The sequence below is a fragment of the Pseudomonas sp. 2995-3 genome (assembly GCF_002742565.1).
Lineage (GTDB): Bacteria > Pseudomonadota > Gammaproteobacteria > Pseudomonadales > Pseudomonadaceae > Aquipseudomonas > Aquipseudomonas edaphica.
On sequence record NZ_LJSB01000038.1, the window covers coordinates 20,748 to 40,746 of the forward strand.

Genomic DNA, 19,999 nt, shown 5'->3' on the forward strand with positions numbered 1-19,999 from the left:
ATGCAATTAAATGTAAATGACGCTCAAGCGATCGAAGTTTCCGAACTGACATTTGGCGGCGAATTCAACGAGACGCTGGTTCACCAAGCAGTCGTGGCCTACATGGCCGGCGGCCGTCAAGGTAGCAAGCAGCAAAAGACCCGTTCCGACGTACGTGGTGGCGGTAAGCGCCCTTGGCGTCAGAAAGGTACTGGCCGTGCTCGTGCCGGTACTATCCGTAGCCCAATCTGGCGTGGCGGCGGTACCACTTTCGCAGCTCGTCCACAGGATCACACTCAGAAGCTCAACAAGAAGATGTATCGCGCAGCACTGCGCTCCATCCTTGCTGAACTCGTGCGTACTGATCGTCTGGTCGTGGTTCAAGACTTCGCTGTTGAAAGTCCAAAAACCAAAGATCTGCTGGGCAAACTGAACAACATGAGCCTGACCGACGTTTTGATCGTGTCGGAAGCTGTTGATCAGAACCTGTACCTGGCTGCTCGCAACCTGCCACACGTTGATGTACGTGACGTGCAAGGTTCCGATCCAGTTAGTCTGATCGCATACGACAAGGTGTTGATCACCGTGTCGGCCGTGAAGAAATTCGAGGAGCTGCTGGGATGAACCAGGAACGCGTATTTAAAGTTCTGCTTGGCCCGCACGTTTCCGAAAAGGCTACGGTTCTGGCTGACAAGAAAGGCCAGTTCGTTTTCAAGGTTGCAACTGACGCAACCAAGCTGGAAATCAAGAAGGCCGTCGAAAGCCTGTTCAGCGTGAAAGTAGAGCGTGTTACTACCCTGAATGTTCTGGGTAAGAGCAAGCGCACTGCTCGCGGTCTGGGCAAGCGTAATGACTGGAAGAAGGCAGTTATCTCCCTTCAGCCAGGCCAAGATCTCGATTTCAGCAGCAGTGCTGAGTAAGGAAGGGGTGCATCATGGCAATCGTTAAATGCAAACCGACTTCCCCTGGCCGCCGTTTTGTGGTCAAGGTGGTCAACCAGGAGCTGCATAAAGGCGCTCCTCACGCACCGCTGCTCGAGAAAAAATCGAAGACTGGTGGTCGTAACAACAATGGTCGTATTACCACTCGTCACATCGGTGGTGGCCATAAGCAGCATTATCGTCTGGTCGATTTCCGTCGCAACGACAAAGATGGCATCTCTGCCACTGTCGAGCGTATCGAATACGATCCAAACCGTACTGCTCACATCGCTCTGCTGCTGTACGCAGATGGCGAGCGTCGCTACATCATCGCCCCTAAAGGCGTGAGTGCTGGTGACCAGCTGATCGCAGGTGCTTTGGCACCGATCAAGCCGGGCAACGCTCTGCAACTGCGTAACATTCCAGTTGGTAGCACCGTACACGGCATCGAATTGAAGCCAGGTAAAGGCGCGCAAATCGCTCGTTCCGCTGGTGCTTCGGCTCAGCTGATCGCTCGTGAAGGTGTCTACGTGACCCTGCGTCTGCGTTCTGGTGAGATGCGTAAAGTGCTGGCTGAATGCCGCGCGACCTTGGGCGAAGTCTCGAACTCCGAGCACAGCCTGCGTTCGCTGGGTAAAGCTGGTGCCAAACGCTGGCGTGGCGTTCGCCCAACCGTTCGTGGTGTTGCCATGAACCCGGTTGACCACCCACACGGTGGTGGTGAAGGTCGTACCTCTGGTGGTCGTCATCCGGTATCGCCATGGGGCTTCCCGACTAAGGGCGCGAAGACTCGTGGTAATAAGCGTACCGACAAAATGATCGTCCGTCGTCGCAAGTAAATAGAGGGATACGACAGTGCCACGTTCTCTGAAAAAAGGTCCTTTTATTGATCTTCACCTACTGAAGAAGATCGAAGTGGCGGCGGAAAAGAACGATCGCAAACCAGTTAAGACCTGGTCGCGTCGTTCGATGATCCTGCCACAAATGGTCGGTCTGACCATCGCAGTACACAACGGTCGCCAACACGTCCCAGTTCTCGTTAACGAAGACATGGTCGGCCACAAACTGGGCGAGTTTGCCGGTACCCGCACTTATCGTGGGCACGTGGCAGACAAGAAAGCCAAGCGTTAAGGGGTTAGGAAATGGAAGTAGCCGCTAAGTTGTCGGGCGCTCGAATCTCCGCCCAGAAAGCCCGCTTGGTCGCCGACCAGATCCGCGGGAAGAAGGTGGGCGAAGCGCTCAACCTGTTGGCTTTCAGCAGTAAGAAAGCCGCCGAGATCATGAAGAAAGTGCTGGAGTCGGCCGTAGCCAACGCCGAGCATAACGAAGGCGCAGACGTTGATGACCTGAAGGTCAGCACCGTTTTCGTCAACGAAGGGCGTTCGCTGAAGCGCATCATGCCACGTGCCAAAGGCCGTGCTGATCGCATCGTCAAGCGGTCTTGCCATATCACTGTCAAGGTTGCTGACAAGTAACGGAGTCGAAGAGATGGGTCAGAAAGTACATCCCATTGGCATTCGCCTGGGAATCGTCAAGGAGCACACCTCCGTCTGGTACGCAGACGGTCGGACTTATGCGGACTATTTGTTCGCTGATCTGAAGGTGCGTGAGTATCTCCAAGACAAACTAAAAAGCGCGTCCGTAAGCCGTATCGATATCCATCGTCCGGCACAAACTGCACGTATCACCATCCACACCGCTCGTCCAGGTATCGTTATCGGGAAGAAAGGTGAAGATGTTGAGAAACTGCGTCAGGACCTGACCAAGCAAATGGGTGTGCCTGTGCACATCAATATCGAAGAGATCCGTAAGCCGGAGCTCGACGGTATGCTGGTTGCGCAGAGCGTAGCTCAGCAGCTGGAGCGTCGTGTAATGTTCCGTCGCGCTATGAAGCGCGCTGTACAGAACGCCATGCGCATTGGTGCCAAAGGCATCAAAATCCAAGTGAGCGGTCGTCTCGGCGGTGCTGAAATCGCACGTACTGAATGGTATCGCGAAGGTCGTGTGCCACTGCACACCCTGCGTGCCGACATCGACTATGCCAACTACGAAGCTCACACCACTTACGGTGTGATCGGTGTAAAGGTTTGGATCTTCAAGGGCGAAGTAATTGGTGGTCGCCAAGAAGAACTGAAACCACAAGCACCAGCGCCTCGTAAAAAAGCTGCTAAGTAAGGGGTACGCCAAATGTTGCAACCTAAGCGTACGAAGTTCCGCAAGCAGATGACAGGCCACAACCGTGGTCTGGCTCAGCGCGGTAGCAAAGTCAGCTTCGGCGAGTTCGCGCTGAAGTCTGTAGCTCGTGGTCGTCTCACCGCTCGTCAGATCGAGTCAGCGCGTCGTGCACTGACCCGTCACGTAAAACGTGGCGGCAAGATCTGGATCCGTGTATTCCCGGACAAGCCGATCTCCAAAAAGCCTCTCGAGGTTCGGATGGGTAAAGGTAAGGGTAACGTGGAATACTGGGTAGCCCAGATTCAGCCAGGCAAAGTCCTGTATGAAATCGAGGGTGTAACTGAAGAGCTGGCGCGTGAGGCTTTTGCCCTGGCTGCTGCAAAGCTGCCGCTCGCCACCGCCTTTGTTAAACGGACGGTGATGTGATGAAAGCGAATGAACTTCGTGAAAAATCCGCACAGCAGCTGAACGAGCAACTGCTCGGCCTGCTGCGCGACCAGTTCAATCTGCGTATGCAGAAAGCAACTGGCCAGTTGGGGCAGTCTCATCTGCTCTCGCAAGTTAAGCGTGACATCGCTCGCGTGAAGACTGTGCTCAACCAGCAGGCAGGTAAGTGATCATGGCTGAAGCCGAAAAGACTGTCCGTACGCTGACTGGCCGTGTTGTCAGCGACAAGATGGACAAAACCATCACCGTACTGATCGAGCGTCGCGTTAAGCACCCGATCTACGGTAAATATGTTAAGCGTTCGACTAAGCTGCACGCGCACGACGAAACCAACCAGTGCCACATCGGCGACAAAGTCACTATTCGTGAAACTCGTCCGCTGGCCAAGACCAAGTCTTGGGCACTGGTTGATGTTCTCGAACGCGCTGTGGAAGTCTAAGGACTAGGGGTCGGAGAAATTATATGATTCAGACTCAATCCATGCTCGATGTGGCCGATAACAGCGGCGCTCGCCGTGTTATGTGCATCAAGGTGCTGGGTGGCTCCCATCGTCGTTACGCTGGTATCGGTGACATCATCAAAGTTACCGTGAAGGAAGCAATTCCTCGCGGTAAAGTGAAAAAAGGCCAAGTGATGACTGCTGTTGTAGTCCGCACTCGTCACGGCGTACGCCGTGCTGATGGCTCCATTATCCGCTTTGATGGCAACGCTGCTGTTCTTCTGAACAACAAGCAAGAGCCGATCGGCACCCGTATCTTTGGGCCAGTGACCCGTGAACTTCGTACTGAGAAGTTCATGAAGATCGTCTCGCTCGCCCCAGAAGTGCTGTAAGGAGATCCGACATGCAAAAGATTCGTCGTGACGACGAGATCATCGTGATCGCCGGCAAAGACAAAGGTAAGCGCGGTAAGGTGCTTAAGGTTCTCGCTAATAACCGTCTGGTTATCGGCGGTCTGAACCTGGTTAAGCGTCATACCAAGCCTAACCCGATGTCGGGCGTACAAGGCGGTATCGTCGAAAAAGAAGCTCCACTGGACGCTTCTAACGTCGCCATTTTCAACGGCGAAACCAACAAGGCTGACCGCGTTGGTTTCAAAGTAGAAGACGGCAAGAAAATTCGTGTCTTCAAGTCGACCCAAAAAGCGGTTGATGCTTGAACACTGCTAGGTAGAAGACCATGGCACGACTAAAAGAGATTTACTGGAAAGAAATCGCACCGAAACTTAAGGAAGAACTTAAGCTTTCGAACGTGATGGAAGTTCCACGCGTTACCAAAATCACCCTGAACATGGGTCTGGGCGAAGCGGTCGGTGACAAAAAAGTCATCGAGCACGCTGTTGCTGACCTGGAAAAGATCACCGGTCAAAAAGTCGTTGTGACTTACGCTCGGAAATCCATCGCTGGCTTTAAAGTCCGTGAAGGTTGGCCGATCGGCGTCAAAGTGACTCTGCGCCGTGAGCGTATGTATGAATTCCTGGATCGTCTGCTGTCGATCTCCCTGCCTCGGGTTCGCGACTTCCGCGGCCTGAATGCCAAGTCCTTCGATGGTCGTGGTAACTACAGCATGGGCGTGAAAGAGCAGATCATCTTCCCGGAAATCGACTACGACAAGATCGATGCTCTCCGCGGTCTGGACATCACCCTGACCACCACTGCCAAGAACGATGATGAAGGTCGCGCCCTGTTGCGTGCTTTCAAATTCCCGTTCCGCAACTGATTGGAGTAGGACCATGGCCAAGATGAGCATGAAAAACCGCGAGCTGAAGCGTCAGCTCACGGTTGCCAAGTACGCCAAGAAGCGTGCAGCACTGAAAGCAATCATCGTTGATCTGAACGCAAGTCCAGAAGCGCGCTGGGAAGCTACAGTTGCTCTGCAGAAGCAGCCACGTGACGCAAGCGCTTCGCGCATGCGTAACCGCTGCCGCCTGACCGGTCGTCCACACGGCGTTTACCGCAAGTTCGGCCTCGGCCGTAACAAACTGCGTGAAGCGGCAATGCGTGGTGACGTACCAGGTCTGGTTAAAGCCAGCTGGTAAGTACTTTCAGCGTCCAGGTGGGCAGAATCGCAAGATACTGACCGCCGGTGACCTTGAATCTGGATCAAGCCCCTTTTGGGGCTTGTTTCATTTCCGGAGTATGTCTAAAATACGCGGCTCGCCTGAGCCCGTGTTTTTTATGGCCGGAGATTCTCGGCGACATATGTAGCCGCAAGGCTAATTTTTTTGTATTAGGAGCGTCTAGCCCATGAGTATGCAGGACCCGTTAGCGGACATGCTAACTCGTATCCGTAATGCCCAGATGGCTGAAAAGTCCGTCGTAAGCATGCCATCTTCCAAGTTGAAGGTAGCTGTTGCCAAAGTCCTGAAAGACGAAGGCTACATTGCGGGTTATCAGATCAGCAGCGAAACCAAGCCACTGCTGTCCATCGAGCTGAAGTACTTCGAAGGCCGTTCGGTCATTGAAGAAGTGAAGCGCGTTAGCCGTCCAGGCCTGCGTCAGTACAAGTCCGCTGAAGATCTGCCGAAAGTTCGTGGCGGTCTGGGCGTGTCTATCGTCTCCACCAACAAAGGTGTGATGACGGATCGTGCTGCGCGCGCTGCCGGTGTCGGCGGCGAAGTTCTTTGCACTGTGTTCTAAGGGGGGATAAGCATGTCTCGCGTCGCTAAGAACCCCGTTAAGCTGCCAGCCGGTGTCGAAGTAAAATTCGCAGGCCAACAGCTTTCGGTGAAGGGTGCCAAGGGCACTCTTGAACTGAACATCCATTCGTCCGTTGAGATCGTTGAAGAAGCTGGTGAGCTGCGTTTCGCTGCTCGCAATGGCGATCAACAAACTCGCGCAATGGCCGGTACCACGCGTGCGTTGGTAAACAACATGGTCCAAGGCGTAAGCCAAGGCTTCGAGCGTAAGCTCCAGCTGGTCGGTGTTGGTTACAAAGCGCAAGCAAAAGGCACGGTTTTGAACCTGGCCCTTGGCTTCTCGCACCCAGTGGATTACGAACTGCCGGAAGGCATCACCGCTGAGACCCCCAGCCAAACCGATATCCTGATCAAGGGTATTGATAAGCAGCTGGTAGGTCAGGTGGCCGCTGAGATCCGCGACTTCCGTCCACCAGAGCCGTACAAAGGCAAAGGTGTGCGCTACGCGGACGAAGTCGTCCGTCGTAAAGAAGCCAAGAAGAAGTAGGGCATAGCAAATGACCGACAAAAAAGTTACTCGACTGCGTCGCGCTCGCAAAGCACGCCTGAAAATGCACGAACTCGAAGTCGTGCGTCTCTGCGTGTACCGCTCGTCGCAGCACATCTACGCCCAGGTCATCTCGGCCGACGGCAACAAAGTCCTGGCCAGCGCCTCGACTTTGGATAAAGAACTGCGTGATGGTGCCACCGGCAACATCGACGCGGCCACAAAGGTTGGCCAGCTGGTCGCTACACGTGCTAAGGCCGTGGGCGTCTCGCAAGTGGCTTTCGACCGCTCTGGCTTCAAGTACCACGGTCGCGTGAAAGCGCTGGCTGATGCTGCTCGTGAAGCTGGGCTGGAGTTCTAAGTTATGTCAAATAACGACCAAAAGCGCGACGAAGGCTACATTGAGAAGCTGGTTCAAGTTAACCGCGTAGCCAAAACCGTTAAAGGCGGCCGTATCTTCACTTTCACCGCGTTGACCGTGGTAGGTGATGGTAAAGGGCGTGTTGGCTTCGGCCGTGGCAAGTCACGTGAAGTGCCTGCCGCGATCCAGAAGGCAATGGAAGCTGCTCGTCGCAACATGATCCAAGTTGATCTGAACGGCACCACGCTGCAGTACGCAATGAAGTCCGCTCACGGCGCTTCGAAGGTGTACATGCAGCCTGCTTCTGAAGGTACCGGTATCATCGCTGGCGGCGCTATGCGTGCTGTCCTCGAGGTTGCTGGCGTTCAGAACGTTCTGGCCAAGTGCTACGGCTCGACTAACCCGGTAAACGTGGTTCACGCCACTTTCAAGGGTTTGAAAGCTATGCAATCTCCTGAGTCCATCGCTGCCAAGCGTGGTCTGACTGTCAAGGAGATCTTCTGATCATGGCTACCGTTAAAGTAACGCTGATCAAAAGCATGACCGGCCGCATCCCTAACCACAAACTGTGTGTTAAAGGTTTGGGTCTGCGTCGCATCGGTCACACTGTAGAAGTCCAGGATACTCCCGAGAATCGCGGGATGATCAACAAGGCTTACTACATGCTGCGTGTAGAGGGTTAATCGATGAAACTCAATGATCTGAGTCCAGCGCCGGGTTCCCGTCGCGAAAAGCATCGTCCGGGCCGTGGTATCGGTAGCGGTTTGGGTAAGACTGGTGGCCGTGGCCACAAAGGTCAAACCTCCCGCTCCGGTGGCACCATTGCTCCTGGCTTTGAAGGCGGTCAACAGCCGCTGCATCGTCGCCTGCCTAAGTTCGGTTTCGTATCCCTGAAAGCCATGGATCGCGCAGAAGTGCGTCTGTCCGAGCTGGCTAAAGTGGAAGGCGACATCGTTACTGTGCAGACCCTGAAAGATGCCAACGTGATCAACGTCAACGTACAACGTGTGAAAATCATGTTGTCCGGTGAAGTGACTCGCGCTGTCACTATCGGCAAGGGAATCGGCGCCACCAAAGGTGCGCGTTCGGCTATCGAAGCAGCTGGCGGCAAGTTCGAGGAATAAATGGCTAAGCAAGGTGCTCTCTCAGCGCTCGGCAAAGGCGGTATGTCTGAACTTTGGGCTCGTCTGCGTTTTCTGTTCCTGGCGATTATCGTCTACCGAATAGGCGCACACATCCCGGTTCCAGGTATCAACCCGGACCGACTCGCAGACCTGTTTCGACAGAATGAGGGGACCATTCTTAGCTTGTTCAACATGTTTTCCGGCGGCGCGCTGGAACGGATGAGCATCTTTGCATTGGGGATCATGCCGTACATTTCGGCATCGATCATCATGCAGTTGATGACCGCCGTGAGCCCGCAGCTGGAGCAGTTGAAGAAGGAAGGTGAAGCTGGCCGTCGCAAGATTAGCCAGTACACCCGCTACGGCACTGTCGTTCTCGCCCTGGTTCAAGCTATCGGCATGTCCGTTGGCCTGGCGGGGCAGGGCGTTGCGTTCACTGGTGACTTTGGCTTCTATTTCGTCGCGGTATCCACGTTTGTGGCTGGCGCGATGTTCATGATGTGGCTGGGTGAGCAGATTACTGAGCGTGGTGTTGGCAACGGTATCTCGATGTTGATTTTCGCAGGTATCGTCGCCGGTCTTCCGAGAGCAATCGGGCAGTCTTTCGAGTCTGCACGTCAGGGTGATATCAATATCTTCGCCCTGGTTGCCATCGGTGTGCTGGCAGTAGCGATTATCGGTTTTGTGGTGTTCATTGAGCGTGGCCAGCGTCGTATTGCTGTTCACTACGCCAAGCGTCAGCAGGGCCGTAAGGTCTTTGCTGCGCAGACCAGCCACTTGCCGCTGAAAGTGAATATGGCCGGTGTTATTCCGGCAATTTTCGCGAGCAGCATTTTGCTGTTTCCGGCTTCGTTGGGTACCTGGTTTGGTCAGTCTGAAAATATGGGCTGGCTGCAGGACCTCTCTCAGTCGATCGCTCCTGGTCAGCCGTTGAATATTCTGCTGTTTAGTGCAGGGATTATTTTCTTCTGCTTCTTCTATACGGCGTTGATGTTCAATCCGAAAGACGTAGCGGAAAACCTGAAGAAGTCCGGTGCCTTTATTCCGGGTATCCGTCCAGGTGAGCAGTCGGCACGCTACATTGATGGCGTTCTGACTCGTTTGACCCTGTTCGGTGCTCTATATATGACGGCCGTGTGCTTGCTTCCCCAGTTCCTGGTGGTTGCAGCAAACGTTCCGTTCTACCTTGGCGGGACCTCGTTGCTGATCGTGGTCGTGGTTGTGATGGACTTCATGTCCCAAGTACAATCGCACCTCGTTTCGCACCAGTACGAATCCCTGATGAAGAAAGCCAACCTGAAGGGCTACGGCAGCGGCATGTTGCGCTGAGTACCCCATAAGGTTCGAGGAGTTGGTGATGAAAGTTCGTGCATCGGTGAAAAAGCTGTGCCGTAACTGCAAGATTATTCGCCGCGAAGGTGTTGTTCGAGTAATTTGCAGCGCGGAACCGCGTCACAAACAGCGCCAAGGCTGAGTGTGATCCGCTTGAAGCCCGGCAGCTAGTGCGCTGCCGGGTTGATTATTTGTTATTACAGCGATATTATCTCGCGCCCTATTTCTTGGCTTCCGGGGCGTAGGTAGCTGTCAATTGGAGTCCCACTGAATGGCCCGTATTGCAGGCGTTAACATTCCAGATAACAAGCACACTGTTATCTCGCTGACCTACATCTATGGTGTTGGTCGCACTACTGCGCAGAAAATTTGCGCAGACACTGGGGTAAACCCAGCCGCAAAGATCAAAGATCTGAGCGACGAGCAGATTGAGCTGTTGCGTGGCGAAGTGGCGAAGTTCACCACTGAAGGTGACCTGCGTCGCGAAATCAACATGAAAATCAAGCGTTTGATGGACCTCGGTTGCTACCGTGGTCTGCGTCATCGTCGTGGTCTTCCAGTACGCGGTCAGCGTACCAAGACTAACGCGCGTACCCGTAAAGGTCCGCGTAAGCCGATCCGCAAGTAATCGCCCACGCGAATCGACAGGAAAATTATCATGGCAAAACCTGCTGCTCGTCCTCGTAAAAAAGTTAAAAAGACAGTGGTTGATGGCATCGCCCACATCCATGCATCTTTTAACAACACCATCGTGACCATCACCGACCGTCAAGGTAACGCGCTGTCTTGGGCTACCTCTGGTGGTTCGGGTTTCCGCGGTTCCCGCAAGTCCACCCCGTTTGCTGCTCAAGTAGCTGCTGAACGTGCTGGTCAAGCTGCGCTGGAATACGGCCTGAAAAACCTCGACGTTAACGTCAAAGGTCCAGGTCCAGGTCGTGAGTCTGCTGTCCGTGCTTTGAACGGCTGTGGCTATAAGATCGCCAGCATCACCGACGTGACGCCAATCCCGCACAACGGGTGCCGTCCGCCGAAGAAGCGCCGCGTGTAATCCAGGAGATTGTAAAGAATGGCTCGTTACATTGGTCCAAAATGCAAACTCGCTCGTCGCGAAGGCACCGATCTCTTCTTGAAGAGCGGCGTGCGCGCGATCGAATCGAAGTGCAACATTGAAGCAGCACCTGGTATCCACGGCCAACGCCGCGGTCGCCAGTCCGATTACGGCACCCAACTGCGTGAAAAGCAGAAGGTCCGTCGTATTTACGGCGTTCTCGAGCGTCAGTTCAGCGGCTACTACAAAGAAGCTGCTGGCAAGAAAGGTGCAACCGGTGAAAACCTGCTGCAACTGCTCGAATGCCGTCTGGACAACGTTGTATACCGTATGGGCTTTGGTTCGACTCGTGCCGAATCCCGTCAGCTGGTATCGCACAAATCCGTCAGCGTAAACGGCCAAACCGTTAACGTTCCGTCCTACCAGGTTCGTGCTGGTGACGTGGTCGCGATTCGCGAGAAAGCAAAAAACCAACTTCGCATTGTCCAAGCTCTCGATCTGTGTGCCCAACGTGGCCGCGTAGAATGGGTAGAAGTAGACACTGAGAAGAAGTCGGGCGTTTTCAAGAACGTTCCTGCTCGCAGTGATCTGTCCGCCGACATCAACGAAAGCCTGATTGTCGAGCTCTACTCCAAGTAAGGGCTAGAAAATAGGTGCATCCATGCAGATTTCGGTAAATGAGTTCCTGACACCCCGCCACATTGATGTGCAGGTTGTCAGTCCAACCCGCGCCAAGATCACTCTCGAGCCTCTCGAGCGTGGTTTTGGCCACACCCTGGGCAACGCGCTGCGCCGCATCCTGTTGTCCTCAATGCCCGGCTGTGCAGTAGTCGAGGCCGAGATTGACGGTGTGCTCCACGAGTACAGCGCCATCGAAGGTGTACAGGAAGACGTAATTGAAATCCTGTTGAACCTTAAAGGTCTGGCTATCAAGCTGCACGGCCGTGACGAAGTTACGCTGACCTTGTCGAAGAAGGGTTCGGGGGTGGTTACCGCTGCCGATATTCAGCTGGATCATGATGTCGAGATCGTTAATCCCGATCACGTAATCGCTAACCTGGCGTCTAACGGCGCCCTGAACATGAAGCTCACTGTAGCTCGTGGTCGTGGTTATGAACCGGCCGACTCGCGTCAGAGCGATGAAGACGAAAGCCGCAGCATTGGTCGCTTGCAGCTTGACTCTTCGTTCAGCCCGGTTCGCCGTATCGCATACGTGGTGGAAAACGCCCGTGTCGAGCAGCGTACTAACCTGGACAAGCTGGTTATTGATCTGGAAACCAACGGTACTCTGGATCCTGAAGAGGCTATCCGCCGCGCTGCAACCATTCTGCAACAGCAGTTGGCTGCGTTCGTCGACCTCAAAGGTGACAGCGAACCAGTGGTAATCGAGCAGGAAGACGAGATCGATCCGATCCTGCTTCGCCCGGTTGACGATCTGGAACTGACTGTACGTTCGGCTAACTGCCTTAAGGCGGAAAACATTTACTACATCGGCGACCTGATTCAGCGTACCGAAGTAGAACTGTTGAAGACTCCGAACCTGGGCAAGAAATCCTTGACTGAAATCAAGGACGTTCTGGCCTCCCGCGGTCTGTCCCTCGGCATGCGCCTCGACAACTGGCCGCCTGCAAGTCTTAAGAAGGACGACAAGGCGACTGCCTGATCGTCGTAATCACCGAACGTGAGTTTGGTAAGGAATGAACCATGCGTCATCGTAAAAGTGGTCGTCACCTGAGCCGTACCAGCTCGCACCGCAAGGCCATGTTTCAAAACATGGCGGTGTCGCTGTTCGAGCACGAGCTGATCAAAACTACCCTGCCGAAAGCTAAAGAACTGCGTCGCGTTGCTGAGCCGCTGATCACTTTGGCCAAGACAGACAGCCTGGCTAACCGCCGTTTGGTTTTCGACCGTACTCGTTCGAAAGCTATCGTTGGTAAGCTCTTCAACGACCTGGGCAAGCGTTACGCTACCCGTGAGGGTGGCTACCTGCGCATCCTTAAGTGCGGCTTCCGCACTGGCGACAACGCGCCTATGGCGTATGTCGAGTTGGTTGATCGTGCTACTGCCGGCGAAGCTGTAAGCGCCGAGTAAGACGACACGCTGCAACGAAGAACCGGGCCTAGTGCCCGGTTTTTTGTGGGCGATAGGAAAGTCGTCTATATTCCTCAAGTCGCTGCCGGTTCCCTTATTAATCCAAACTCTATTCGCCCTGACGGGTTATTAGTTATTTTCTATCAAAGTCCATGATTTAATGCATTTGATGGTGTCATCTTGATGGTCAATACTCCCTCCAGCCGATTAGCCGGCAGTTCTAAGCCTGACCTGAGGAAGATTGAGCATGAGTACAATTCTGACCACCGCCAGCGGCGCTCCCGTCGCAGATAACCAGAACTCCCGCACTGCCGGCTCGCGTGGGCCACTGCTCCTCGATGATTTTCATCTCATCGAGAAGCTTGCGCACTTCAACCGTGAGAACATTCCTGAGCGTCGTGTGCACGCCAAAGGCTCAGGTGCACACGGTACGTTTACCGTCACTCGGGATATTACCCAATACACCCGCGCCAAGCTGTTTGAGTCCGTAGGCAAGCAGACTCCAACGTTTCTGCGTTTTTCCACGGTGGGTGGTGAGCGTGGCTCGGCAGATACTGCGCGTGACCCGCGCGGCTTTGCCTTGAAGTTTTACACCGAGGAAGGTAACTGGGACATCGTTGGTAACAACACCCCGGTGTTCTTCATTCGCGACCCGCTCAAGTTTCCAGATTTTATCCACACCCAGAAACGGTTGCCGCAAACCAACCTCAAAAGTGCACAGATGGTCTGGGACTTCTGGTCATTGTCCCCAGAGGCGCTGCACCAGATCACCATTCTGTTCTCGGATCGTGGCACTCCAGACGGCTATCGTCACATGCACGGCTTCGGGAGCCATACCTACAGCCTTATCAACGCTAAAGGCGAGCGCCATTGGGTCAAGTGGCACTATAAAACCAAGCAAGGGATCAAAAACCTGACACCCGAGGAGGCGACACGTATCGCCGGTACCGATCCTGATTACGCGCAGCGTGACCTGTTTGATGCGATTGAGCGCGGTGACTTTCCGAAGTGGAGCGTCAACATCCAGATCATGACCGAGGCTCAGGCCGCTGCTCACTATGAAAACCCGTTCGACGTGACTAAGACTTGGTCGCAGCAGGAGTTTCCGTTGATCGAGGTGGGTGAGCTGGAGCTGAACCGTAATCCAGTGAATTACTTTGCTGAAGTCGAGCAGGCATGCTTCGGCCCAAGCAATATGGTTCCGGGTGTTGGTCTGTCGCCAGACCGTATGCTTCAAGGCCGTGTTTTCGCTTATGCGGACGCCCACCGCTATCGCGTTGGCACCAACCATCAGCAGTTGCCGATCAACTCCCCATTGAGTCCGGTCAATAACAACCAGCGCGATGGTTCCATGTCCTTTGGTTACGGTGGTGCGTCTCCTAACTATGAGCCCAACAGCGTGGCGGATACACCAAAGCAGGCGCCACAGTACGCTGAGCCGTCTCTGGCGCTGAACGGTGCTGCTGACCGTTATGATCAACGTGAAGACACGGACTACTACAGCCATGCCGGTGCGTTGTTCCGCCTGCAGGACGACGCTCAGAAAGCGCTGCTGATTAACAACATCGCCGGCGCGATGGCCGGCGTCAGCAGTGATGTGGTTCAGCGCCAGCTTCAGCACTTTTTCAAGGCTGACCCAGCTTACGGCCAGGGCATTGCAACTGCATTGGGCGTAACGCTTAGCTGACTCTAAACGAGAAGCAGAACCGCCCTCATTCGGGCGGTTTTTGCGTTATTTCCGCCACTTTTCTCTGAATATCTTCGCTTTTCTGCCGTTTGTCCCGTGACCTTCGAGTCAGCATGGTTCAAACTACAGACTTTCAAGCAGGGAGATGTAGGGCGATGCAAGGTCACCCCGACGTAATCGATTACCTCAACACGTTGCTGACGGGCGAACTGGCAGCTCGTGACCAATATTTCATCCATTCGCGTATGTACGAAGACTGGGGCTTTACCGAGCTCTACGAGCGTATCAACCACGAAATGGAAGAAGAGGCACAGCACGCCGACGCGCTGATGCGCCGTATCCTGATGCTCGAAGGCACGCCGCGCATGCGTCCCGACGACCTGGACGTGGGCACCACGGTACCTGACATGCTCGCTGCCGACCTTCGTCTCGAGTACAAGGTGCGTGCCGCGCTCTGCAAGGGCATCGAGCTCTGTGAACAGCACAACGACTATGTCACTCGCGAAATTCTGCGCGTGCAGTTGAATGACACCGAAGAAGATCACACCTACTGGCTTGAAAAGCAGTTGGGGCTGATCAAGTTGGTCGGTCTGGAGAATTACCTGCAATCGCAGTTCTGATTTGCGGCTGCAAAAAAGCCCCTGTCACCGCAAAGTGACAGGGGCTTTTTCATGAGCCCGATAAATCAGGCTCTGTCGCGTGCCAGCAGTGGCTTCAAGTAGTAACCAGTATGCGACTGTGGCATCTCGGAGACCTGCTCCGGCGTGCCCACCGCAATGATCTGGCCACCCTTGGAACCGCCTTCCGGTCCGAGGTCCACCAGCCAGTCGGCCGTTTTGATCACATCCAGGTTGTGTTCGATGACTACCACCGTGTTGCCGTGGTCGCGCAAGCGGTGCAAAACGTCGAGCAATTGCTGAATGTCCGCGAAGTGCAGGCCCGTGGTTGGCTCATCGAGGATATACAGGGTCTTGCCCGTGTCGCGTTTGGACAGCTCACGAGACAACTTCACCCGTTGCGCCTCGCCACCCGACAGCGTGGTCGCTGACTGCCCCAGCTTGATGTACGACAGGCCCACATCCATCAACGTCTGCAGCTTGCGCGCCAATGCTGGAACTGCGTCGAAGAACACCCGCGCTTCCTCGATGGTCATCTCGAGGGTTTCGTGGATGCTCTTGCCCTTGTACTTGATCTCCAGGGTTTCGCGGTTGTAGCGCTTGCTCTTGCACACATCGCACGGCACGTAGATGTCCGGCAGGAAGTGCATTTCCACTTTGATCAGGCCATCGCCCTGGCAAGCTTCGCAGCGGCCACCCTTGACGTTGAACGAGAACCGGCCAGGCCCATAGCCCCGTGAGCGCGACTCTGGCACGCCGGCAAACAGTTCGCGTATCGGCGTGAACAACCCGGTATAGGTCGCAGGGTTCGAGCGGGGTGTGCGGCCAATCGGGCTTTGGTCGATATCGACCACCTTGTCCAAGTGCTCCAGGCCCTTGATGCTGTCGTGTGCAGCCGCTTCCAGGGTAGTCGCGCCGTTCAGGGCGGTGGCGCTCAGTGGGAACAGCGTGTTGTTGATCAGCGTCGATTTGCCCGAGCCGGAAACACCGGTCACGCAGGTCAGCAAGCCCAGCGGAATCTCCAGGTCGACATTGCGCAGGTTATTTCCGCGCGCGCCCTTGAGGTGCAGCGCCATTTTTTTGTTACGCGGCGTGCGCTTGGCTGGCACTTCGATTTTCACGCGACCGGACAGGTACTTGCCGGTCAACGAGTCCGGGTGAGCCATCACTTCGGCAGGCGTGCCCTCGGCGACAATATGCCCGCCATGCACACCCGCACCAGGACCAATGTCGACCACATAATCGGCCAGGCGAATCGCGTCTTCGTCGTGCTCAACCACGATCACCGTGTTGCCGATATCGCGCAGGTGTTTCAGCGTACCCAGCAGGCGATCATTGTCACGTTGGTGCAGGCCGATCGACGGCTCGTCGAGGATGTACAGAACGCCCACCAGGCCGGCACCAATCTGGCTGGCCAGGCGAATCCGCTGGGCCTCACCACCGGACAAGGTATCCGCGCTGCGATCCAGCGACAGGTAGTCCAGGCCGACGTTGACCAGGAACTGCAAGCGCTCGCGAATTTCCTTGAGAATCTTGTCGGCAATTTCCCCACGGCGGCCGGTCAGCTTGAGTACACCGAAGTATTCACAGGCATCGCCGATCGGCAGGTTGGTTACTGCCGGCAACGTCTTCTCGCCTACCCATACGTGCCGCGCCTCACGACGCAGGCGCGTGCCGCGGCAGTCGGGGCACGGTTGGGTGCTGAGGAATTTCGCCAGCTCTTCGCGTACGCTCGCCGATTCGGTCTCGCGGTAGCGCCGCTCCAGGTTGGGTACGATGCCCTCAAACGGGTGCGAGCGTTTGACGATATCGCCGCGGTCGTTCAGGTATTTGAAATCGACATTCTGCGAGCCGCTACCGTGCAGGATGACTTTCTGCTGCTCGGCTGGCAGTTGGTTGAACGGCACTTCCAGGCTGAATTTATAGTGCGACGCCAGCGACCCCAGCATCTGGAAGTAATAGACGTTGCGCCTGTCCCAGCCGCGTATGGCACCTTCCGCCAAGGTCAGGTCACCGTTGACCAGGCGCTTGATGTCGAAGAACTGCTTCACCCCCAGGCCATCGCACGTCGGGCAGGCCCCGGCCGGGTTGTTGAAGGAAAACAGCTTGGGTTCCAGCTCGCTGATCGCATGGCCGCAGATCGGGCAGGCAAAACGTGCGGAGAAGATGATCTCTTCGCCCGGTTCGTCATCCATCGGTGCGACCAGGGCAATACCATCGGCCAGCTTCAGCGCGGTCTCGAACGATTCCGCCAAACGCTGCTGCAAGTCGGCGCGTACCTTGAAGCGGTCGACCACCACATCAATCGAATGCTTCTTCTGCTTGTCGAGCTTCGGCGCTTCGTCCAGCTCATACAGCTTGCCGTTGATGCGCGCCCGCACAAAGCCCTGGGCACGCAGCTCTTCGAACACCGACAGGTGCTCACCCTTGCGCTCGCGAATCACCGGCGCCAGCAGCATCAGCTTGGCGCCTTCCGGTTGGGCCAGCACCAGGTCGACCATCTGGCTGACGGTCTGGGCTTCCAGCGGAATGTCGTGGTCCGGGCAGCGTGGAATACCTACGCGCGCATACAGCAGGCGCAGGTAGTCGTAGATTTCAGTGATGGTGCCCACGGTGGAACGCGGGTTATGGGAGGTCGACTTCTGTTCGATGGAAATCGCCGGCGACAGGCCTTCAATGGTGTCGACGTCGGGTTTTTCCATCATTGACAGGAACTGTCGCGCATAGGCCGACAGCGATTCCACATAGCGGCGCTGGCCCTCGGCATACAGCGTGTCAAACGCCAGTGACGATTTGCCCGAGCCGGACAAGCCGGTGATGACGATCAGTTTGTCCCGGGGCAGGGTCAGGTCGATGTTCTTCAGGTTGTGGGTTCTAGCCCCACGAATCAGGATCTTGTCCAAGATGGCCTCGCACGGCGGGCGTAAATAATGCAGGAGTATACGGCTAAAGACTGGATGAATATACACTGTCAAAGTGCCGGGTGCAGCCTTACATGAAAGCTGCGCGGCAAAGCGCCGCATATACCCTCTCAATCGATGGGACTGGTAGAATCGCCGCCGGTTCACACGAGGTTTTTCCATGCACGATCCCCACAGCGAACGCATGAGTAGCGGCGAGACCCGAGCAGCAAGCGGTCTGGCCCTGGTGTTCGCGTTCCGTATGCTAGGCATGTTTATGGTGTTGCCGGTGCTGGCGACCTATGGAATGGATCTCGCAGGAGCGACCCCCGCACTGATCGGCCTGGCGATTGGCGCCTATGGCCTGACCCAGGCGCTTTTTCAGATCCCGTTCGGGATCATTTCCGACCGTATCGGCCGTCGTCCCATCATCTACCTGGGGCTGATCGTGTTCGCCCTCGGCAGCGTGCTCGCGGCCCAGTCTGATTCTATTTGGGGGGTGATTGCCGGGCGCGTCCTACAGGGCGCCGGGGCGATTTCCGCAGCGGTGATGGCGCTGCTCTCGGACCTGACCCGCGAACAACACCGCACCAAGGCCATGGCCATGATCGGCATGACCATCGGCCTTTCATTCGCCGTTGCGATGGTCGTCGGCCCCTTGCTGACCCGTGCCTTCGGTTTGCACGGGCTGTTCCTCGCCACCGGCGGCATGGCGTTGTTCGGCATCGTGATCGTGGCCTTCATGGTGCCGCGCTCCACCGGCACCTTCCAGCACCGTGAGTCCGGCGTCGCACGCAAGGCATTGTTGCCGACGCTCAAGCACCCGGACCTGCTGCGCCTGGATTTAGGTATCTTCGTGTTGCACGCAATGCTGATGTGCAGCTTCGTTGCTTTGCCCTTGGCCCTGGTCGAAAAAGCCGGTTTGCCCAAGGAACAGCACTGGTGGGTGTACCTCACCGCACTGCTGATTTCGTTCTTCGCCATGATCCCGTTCATCATCTACGGCGAGAAGAAACGCAAAATGAAACGAGTTTTGCTCGGCGCCGTCGCGACGCTGATGCTCACTGAGCTATTCTTCTGGAAGTTCGGCGACAGCCTGCGGGCGCTGGTAATCGGCACGGTGGTGTTCTTCACCGCGTTCAACCTGCTGGAGGCTTCGCTGCCTTCGCTGATCAGTAAAGTTTCACCGGCCGGTGGCAAGGGCACGGCGATGGGGGTGTATTCCACCAGCCAGTTCCTCGGCTCCGCGCTTGGCGGCATCATGGGCGGCTGGATGTTCCAGCATGGCGGTTTGTCGGTTGTGTTCCTCGGATGCGCCGGGCTGGCTGCACTTTGGTTGGCCTTTGCTGTTACCATGCGCGAACCTCCCTATGTGACGAGCCTGCGTTTGCCGTTATCGCCAGAAGCGATCCGCGAAGCCGGTCTGGTTGAGCGCCTCAAGGCCGTTACCGGGGTTACAGATGCCGTGGTTATTGCAGAAGAAGCCGCCATCTACATCAAATTAGACACCGAATTATTGGATCGCGCGACGCTCGAGCAACTGGTCAACCCAGTGCCGACAGCGCGCCCAGCCTAGGAGAACGTTATGGCCCGTGGGGTTAACAAAGTCATATTGGTCGGTACATGCGGCCAGGATCCCGAAGTTCGCTACTTGCCTAACGGTAACGCCGTGACCAACTTGAGTCTGGCGACCAGCGAACAGTGGACCGACAAGCAGACTGGCCAGAAGGTCGAGAAAACCGAATGGCACCGTGTGTCGATGTTCGGCAAGGTGGCAGAAATCGCCGGTGAATACCTGCGCAAAGGTTCGCAGGTCTACATCGAAGGCAAACTGCAAACCCGCGAGTGGGAAAAAGACGGCATCAAGCGTTACACCACCGAAATCGTGGTGGACATGCAAGGCACCATGCAACTGCTGGGCGGCCGTCCACAGCAGGGCGACCAACAGGGCGGGGGCAATAACTACCAGCAGTCCGCTCCGACCCCACGCCAGCAGGCTCCGCGCCCGCAGCAGTCGGCTCCGCAACAGTCGCGCCAGGCACCGCCTCCACAGCAGGCCGCGCCACAGCCGGCTCCGGATTTCGACAGCTTTGATGACGATATCCCGTTCTAAGGTCCCAGGCCCGGAACGAGCA

Annotated in this window: 31 protein-coding genes; 30 read left to right on the forward strand and 1 reads right to left on the reverse strand. The window is 55.9% G+C overall.

The features are described 5' to 3' along the window. The 28 genes from rplD to bfr all read left to right on the forward strand — a co-directional run bounded on the left by rplD (nucleotide 1) and on the right by bfr (nucleotide 14,967). Nucleotides 1-603: a 50S ribosomal protein L4 gene (gene rplD, locus AOA62_RS00250; RefSeq protein WP_017135963.1), complete on the forward strand. Its 603-nt coding sequence runs from the start codon at nucleotides 1-3 to the stop codon at nucleotides 601-603. Beyond that, complete coding sequence (rplW, locus tag AOA62_RS00255) at nucleotides 600-899, forward strand: 50S ribosomal protein L23 (RefSeq protein WP_002555488.1); 300 nt, start codon at nucleotides 600-602, stop codon at nucleotides 897-899. The genes rplD and rplW overlap by 4 nt, the downstream gene beginning before the upstream one ends. 14 nt (nucleotides 900-913) lie before the next feature. Then, nucleotides 914-1,738, forward strand: a complete 825-nt coding sequence (gene rplB, locus AOA62_RS00260; protein WP_003176423.1) for a 50S ribosomal protein L2 — start codon at nucleotides 914-916, stop codon at nucleotides 1,736-1,738. Between the two features lie 16 nt (nucleotides 1,739-1,754). Next, complete coding sequence (gene rpsS, locus AOA62_RS00265) at nucleotides 1,755-2,030, forward strand: 30S ribosomal protein S19 (protein ID WP_002555486.1); 276 nt, start codon at nucleotides 1,755-1,757, stop codon at nucleotides 2,028-2,030. An 11-nt stretch (nucleotides 2,031-2,041) separates the two neighbouring features. Further along, nucleotides 2,042-2,374 (forward strand): 50S ribosomal protein L22, encoded by a 333-nt coding sequence (gene rplV / locus AOA62_RS00270; RefSeq protein WP_003103908.1) that lies wholly within the window; start codon nucleotides 2,042-2,044, stop codon nucleotides 2,372-2,374. Between the two features lie 13 nt (nucleotides 2,375-2,387). Then, entirely contained in the window at nucleotides 2,388-3,074 is a 687-nt protein-coding gene (rpsC, locus tag AOA62_RS00275) for a 30S ribosomal protein S3 (RefSeq protein ID WP_003176422.1), read from the forward strand. Nucleotides 3,075-3,086: 12 nt separating this feature from the next. Beyond that, a complete protein-coding gene (gene rplP / locus AOA62_RS00280) occupies nucleotides 3,087-3,500 on the forward strand; it encodes a 50S ribosomal protein L16 (protein ID WP_003232424.1) in 414 nt (137 codons plus the stop codon). Continuing rightward, a complete protein-coding gene (gene rpmC, locus AOA62_RS00285; RefSeq protein WP_002555481.1) occupies nucleotides 3,500-3,691 on the forward strand; it encodes a 50S ribosomal protein L29 in 192 nt (63 codons plus the stop codon). The genes rplP and rpmC overlap by 1 nt, the downstream gene beginning before the upstream one ends. A 2-nt stretch (nucleotides 3,692-3,693) precedes the next feature. Then, nucleotides 3,694-3,960 (forward strand): 30S ribosomal protein S17, encoded by a 267-nt coding sequence (gene rpsQ, locus AOA62_RS00290; protein ID WP_003176419.1) that lies wholly within the window; start codon nucleotides 3,694-3,696, stop codon nucleotides 3,958-3,960. Between the two features lie 23 nt (nucleotides 3,961-3,983). Beyond that, nucleotides 3,984-4,352, forward strand: coding sequence for a 50S ribosomal protein L14 (rplN, locus tag AOA62_RS00295; RefSeq protein ID WP_002555479.1), 369 nt, complete (start codon nucleotides 3,984-3,986; stop codon nucleotides 4,350-4,352). An 11-nt stretch (nucleotides 4,353-4,363) separates the two neighbouring features. Beyond that, nucleotides 4,364-4,678, forward strand: coding sequence for a 50S ribosomal protein L24 (gene rplX / locus AOA62_RS00300; RefSeq protein WP_003176416.1), 315 nt, complete (start codon nucleotides 4,364-4,366; stop codon nucleotides 4,676-4,678). A 20-nt stretch (nucleotides 4,679-4,698) separates the two neighbouring features. Beyond that, a complete protein-coding gene (gene rplE / locus AOA62_RS00305) occupies nucleotides 4,699-5,238 on the forward strand; it encodes a 50S ribosomal protein L5 (RefSeq protein ID WP_003176415.1) in 540 nt (179 codons plus the stop codon). 13 nt (nucleotides 5,239-5,251) lie between these two features. Further along, on the forward strand, nucleotides 5,252-5,557 hold the full coding sequence (gene rpsN, locus AOA62_RS00310; protein ID WP_003176414.1) for a 30S ribosomal protein S14: 306 nt from the start codon (nucleotides 5,252-5,254) through the stop codon (nucleotides 5,555-5,557). Nucleotides 5,558-5,765: 208 nt separating this feature from the next. Beyond that, complete coding sequence (gene rpsH, locus AOA62_RS00315) at nucleotides 5,766-6,158, forward strand: 30S ribosomal protein S8 (protein WP_010566853.1); 393 nt, start codon at nucleotides 5,766-5,768, stop codon at nucleotides 6,156-6,158. 12 nt (nucleotides 6,159-6,170) lie between these two features. After that, nucleotides 6,171-6,704 carry a 50S ribosomal protein L6 gene (gene rplF, locus AOA62_RS00320; protein WP_003176412.1) on the forward strand — a complete coding sequence of 178 codons (534 nt, stop codon included), beginning with the start codon at nucleotides 6,171-6,173 and terminating at the stop codon, nucleotides 6,702-6,704. A gap of 10 nt (nucleotides 6,705-6,714) precedes the next feature. Further along, nucleotides 6,715-7,065: a 50S ribosomal protein L18 gene (gene rplR / locus AOA62_RS00325; RefSeq protein ID WP_017135964.1), complete on the forward strand. Its 351-nt coding sequence runs from the start codon at nucleotides 6,715-6,717 to the stop codon at nucleotides 7,063-7,065. A 3-nt stretch (nucleotides 7,066-7,068) separates the two neighbouring features. Continuing rightward, nucleotides 7,069-7,569 carry a 30S ribosomal protein S5 gene (rpsE, locus tag AOA62_RS00330; RefSeq protein ID WP_003176409.1) on the forward strand — a complete coding sequence of 167 codons (501 nt, stop codon included), beginning with the start codon at nucleotides 7,069-7,071 and terminating at the stop codon, nucleotides 7,567-7,569. Nucleotides 7,570-7,571: 2 nt separating this feature from the next. Further along, nucleotides 7,572-7,748, forward strand: coding sequence for a 50S ribosomal protein L30 (gene rpmD / locus AOA62_RS00335; RefSeq protein WP_003176408.1), 177 nt, complete (start codon nucleotides 7,572-7,574; stop codon nucleotides 7,746-7,748). Between the two features lie 3 nt (nucleotides 7,749-7,751). Continuing rightward, on the forward strand, nucleotides 7,752-8,189 hold the full coding sequence (gene rplO, locus AOA62_RS00340; protein ID WP_003176407.1) for a 50S ribosomal protein L15: 438 nt from the start codon (nucleotides 7,752-7,754) through the stop codon (nucleotides 8,187-8,189). Beyond that, nucleotides 8,190-9,518, forward strand: coding sequence for a preprotein translocase subunit SecY (secY, locus tag AOA62_RS00345; protein WP_017135965.1), 1,329 nt, complete (start codon nucleotides 8,190-8,192; stop codon nucleotides 9,516-9,518). It abuts the gene before it with no gap. 28 nt (nucleotides 9,519-9,546) lie between these two features. Then, a complete protein-coding gene (gene rpmJ / locus AOA62_RS00350) occupies nucleotides 9,547-9,663 on the forward strand; it encodes a 50S ribosomal protein L36 (RefSeq protein WP_002555468.1) in 117 nt (38 codons plus the stop codon). A gap of 129 nt (nucleotides 9,664-9,792) precedes the next feature. Then, nucleotides 9,793-10,149, forward strand: coding sequence for a 30S ribosomal protein S13 (gene rpsM / locus AOA62_RS00355; protein WP_003210063.1), 357 nt, complete (start codon nucleotides 9,793-9,795; stop codon nucleotides 10,147-10,149). A 30-nt stretch (nucleotides 10,150-10,179) separates the two neighbouring features. After that, on the forward strand, nucleotides 10,180-10,569 hold the full coding sequence (gene rpsK / locus AOA62_RS00360; protein WP_002555466.1) for a 30S ribosomal protein S11: 390 nt from the start codon (nucleotides 10,180-10,182) through the stop codon (nucleotides 10,567-10,569). Between the two features lie 18 nt (nucleotides 10,570-10,587). Continuing rightward, on the forward strand, nucleotides 10,588-11,208 hold the full coding sequence (rpsD, locus tag AOA62_RS00365) for a 30S ribosomal protein S4 (RefSeq protein ID WP_003210056.1): 621 nt from the start codon (nucleotides 10,588-10,590) through the stop codon (nucleotides 11,206-11,208). A gap of 22 nt (nucleotides 11,209-11,230) precedes the next feature. Continuing rightward, nucleotides 11,231-12,232, forward strand: a complete 1,002-nt coding sequence (gene rpoA, locus AOA62_RS00370; protein ID WP_003176403.1) for a DNA-directed RNA polymerase subunit alpha — start codon at nucleotides 11,231-11,233, stop codon at nucleotides 12,230-12,232. 41 nt (nucleotides 12,233-12,273) lie between these two features. Then, entirely contained in the window at nucleotides 12,274-12,660 is a 387-nt protein-coding gene (gene rplQ, locus AOA62_RS00375) for a 50S ribosomal protein L17 (protein ID WP_017135967.1), read from the forward strand. 241 nt (nucleotides 12,661-12,901) lie between these two features. Beyond that, nucleotides 12,902-14,347, forward strand: a complete 1,446-nt coding sequence (locus AOA62_RS00380; protein WP_099547540.1) for a catalase — start codon at nucleotides 12,902-12,904, stop codon at nucleotides 14,345-14,347. A 155-nt stretch (nucleotides 14,348-14,502) separates the two neighbouring features. After that, the gene (bfr, locus tag AOA62_RS00385; RefSeq protein ID WP_015886133.1) at nucleotides 14,503-14,967 is read left to right on the forward strand and encodes a bacterioferritin; all 465 of its coding nucleotides are present in this window, start codon (nucleotides 14,503-14,505) and stop codon (nucleotides 14,965-14,967) included. Nucleotides 14,968-15,032: 65 nt separating this feature from the next. Here bfr and uvrA read toward each other — a convergent pair whose 3' ends face one another. Then, nucleotides 15,033-17,867 carry an excinuclease ABC subunit UvrA gene (gene uvrA, locus AOA62_RS00390; RefSeq protein WP_026013597.1) on the reverse strand — a complete coding sequence of 945 codons (2,835 nt, stop codon included), beginning with the start codon at nucleotides 17,865-17,867 and terminating at the stop codon, nucleotides 15,033-15,035. Between the two features lie 178 nt (nucleotides 17,868-18,045). Here uvrA and AOA62_RS00395 point away from each other — a divergent pair, with 178 nt between their 5' ends. Further along, the gene (locus AOA62_RS00395; protein WP_099547541.1) at nucleotides 18,046-19,440 is read left to right on the forward strand and encodes an MFS transporter; all 1,395 of its coding nucleotides are present in this window, start codon (nucleotides 18,046-18,048) and stop codon (nucleotides 19,438-19,440) included. Between the two features lie 9 nt (nucleotides 19,441-19,449). Further along, nucleotides 19,450-19,977 (forward strand): single-stranded DNA-binding protein, encoded by a 528-nt coding sequence (locus AOA62_RS00400; RefSeq protein ID WP_017135971.1) that lies wholly within the window; start codon nucleotides 19,450-19,452, stop codon nucleotides 19,975-19,977. Nucleotides 19,978-19,999: the final 22 nt, after the last annotated feature.

What these genes read in the sequence shown, in the direction of transcription:
- rplD (WP_017135963.1), top strand. Translation starts at nt 1, where the DNA reads ATGCAATTAAATGTAAATGACGCTCAAGCGATCGAAGTTTCCGAACTG.
- rplW (WP_002555488.1), top strand. Translation starts at nt 600, where the DNA reads ATGAACCAGGAACGCGTATTTAAAGTTCTGCTTGGCCCGCACGTTTCC.
- rplB (WP_003176423.1), top strand. Translation starts at nt 914, where the DNA reads ATGGCAATCGTTAAATGCAAACCGACTTCCCCTGGCCGCCGTTTTGTG.
- rplV (WP_003103908.1), top strand. Translation starts at nt 2,042, where the DNA reads ATGGAAGTAGCCGCTAAGTTGTCGGGCGCTCGAATCTCCGCCCAGAAA.
- rpsC (WP_003176422.1), top strand. Translation starts at nt 2,388, where the DNA reads ATGGGTCAGAAAGTACATCCCATTGGCATTCGCCTGGGAATCGTCAAG.
- rplP (WP_003232424.1), top strand. Translation starts at nt 3,087, where the DNA reads ATGTTGCAACCTAAGCGTACGAAGTTCCGCAAGCAGATGACAGGCCAC.
- rpmC (WP_002555481.1), top strand. Translation starts at nt 3,500, where the DNA reads ATGAAAGCGAATGAACTTCGTGAAAAATCCGCACAGCAGCTGAACGAG.
- rpsQ (WP_003176419.1), top strand. Translation starts at nt 3,694, where the DNA reads ATGGCTGAAGCCGAAAAGACTGTCCGTACGCTGACTGGCCGTGTTGTC.
- rplN (WP_002555479.1), top strand. Translation starts at nt 3,984, where the DNA reads ATGATTCAGACTCAATCCATGCTCGATGTGGCCGATAACAGCGGCGCT.
- rplX (WP_003176416.1), top strand. Translation starts at nt 4,364, where the DNA reads ATGCAAAAGATTCGTCGTGACGACGAGATCATCGTGATCGCCGGCAAA.
- rplE (WP_003176415.1), top strand. Translation starts at nt 4,699, where the DNA reads ATGGCACGACTAAAAGAGATTTACTGGAAAGAAATCGCACCGAAACTT.
- rpsN (WP_003176414.1), top strand. Translation starts at nt 5,252, where the DNA reads ATGGCCAAGATGAGCATGAAAAACCGCGAGCTGAAGCGTCAGCTCACG.
- rpsH (WP_010566853.1), top strand. Translation starts at nt 5,766, where the DNA reads ATGAGTATGCAGGACCCGTTAGCGGACATGCTAACTCGTATCCGTAAT.
- rplF (WP_003176412.1), top strand. Translation starts at nt 6,171, where the DNA reads ATGTCTCGCGTCGCTAAGAACCCCGTTAAGCTGCCAGCCGGTGTCGAA.
- rplR (WP_017135964.1), top strand. Translation starts at nt 6,715, where the DNA reads ATGACCGACAAAAAAGTTACTCGACTGCGTCGCGCTCGCAAAGCACGC.
- rpsE (WP_003176409.1), top strand. Translation starts at nt 7,069, where the DNA reads ATGTCAAATAACGACCAAAAGCGCGACGAAGGCTACATTGAGAAGCTG.
- rpmD (WP_003176408.1), top strand. Translation starts at nt 7,572, where the DNA reads ATGGCTACCGTTAAAGTAACGCTGATCAAAAGCATGACCGGCCGCATC.
- rplO (WP_003176407.1), top strand. Translation starts at nt 7,752, where the DNA reads ATGAAACTCAATGATCTGAGTCCAGCGCCGGGTTCCCGTCGCGAAAAG.
- secY (WP_017135965.1), top strand. Translation starts at nt 8,190, where the DNA reads ATGGCTAAGCAAGGTGCTCTCTCAGCGCTCGGCAAAGGCGGTATGTCT.
- rpmJ (WP_002555468.1), top strand. Translation starts at nt 9,547, where the DNA reads ATGAAAGTTCGTGCATCGGTGAAAAAGCTGTGCCGTAACTGCAAGATT.
- rpsM (WP_003210063.1), top strand. Translation starts at nt 9,793, where the DNA reads ATGGCCCGTATTGCAGGCGTTAACATTCCAGATAACAAGCACACTGTT.
- rpsK (WP_002555466.1), top strand. Translation starts at nt 10,180, where the DNA reads ATGGCAAAACCTGCTGCTCGTCCTCGTAAAAAAGTTAAAAAGACAGTG.
- rpsD (WP_003210056.1), top strand. Translation starts at nt 10,588, where the DNA reads ATGGCTCGTTACATTGGTCCAAAATGCAAACTCGCTCGTCGCGAAGGC.
- rpoA (WP_003176403.1), top strand. Translation starts at nt 11,231, where the DNA reads ATGCAGATTTCGGTAAATGAGTTCCTGACACCCCGCCACATTGATGTG.
- rplQ (WP_017135967.1), top strand. Translation starts at nt 12,274, where the DNA reads ATGCGTCATCGTAAAAGTGGTCGTCACCTGAGCCGTACCAGCTCGCAC.
- bfr (WP_015886133.1), top strand. Translation starts at nt 14,503, where the DNA reads ATGCAAGGTCACCCCGACGTAATCGATTACCTCAACACGTTGCTGACG.
- AOA62_RS00395 (WP_099547541.1), top strand. Translation starts at nt 18,046, where the DNA reads ATGCACGATCCCCACAGCGAACGCATGAGTAGCGGCGAGACCCGAGCA.
- AOA62_RS00400 (WP_017135971.1), top strand. Translation starts at nt 19,450, where the DNA reads ATGGCCCGTGGGGTTAACAAAGTCATATTGGTCGGTACATGCGGCCAG.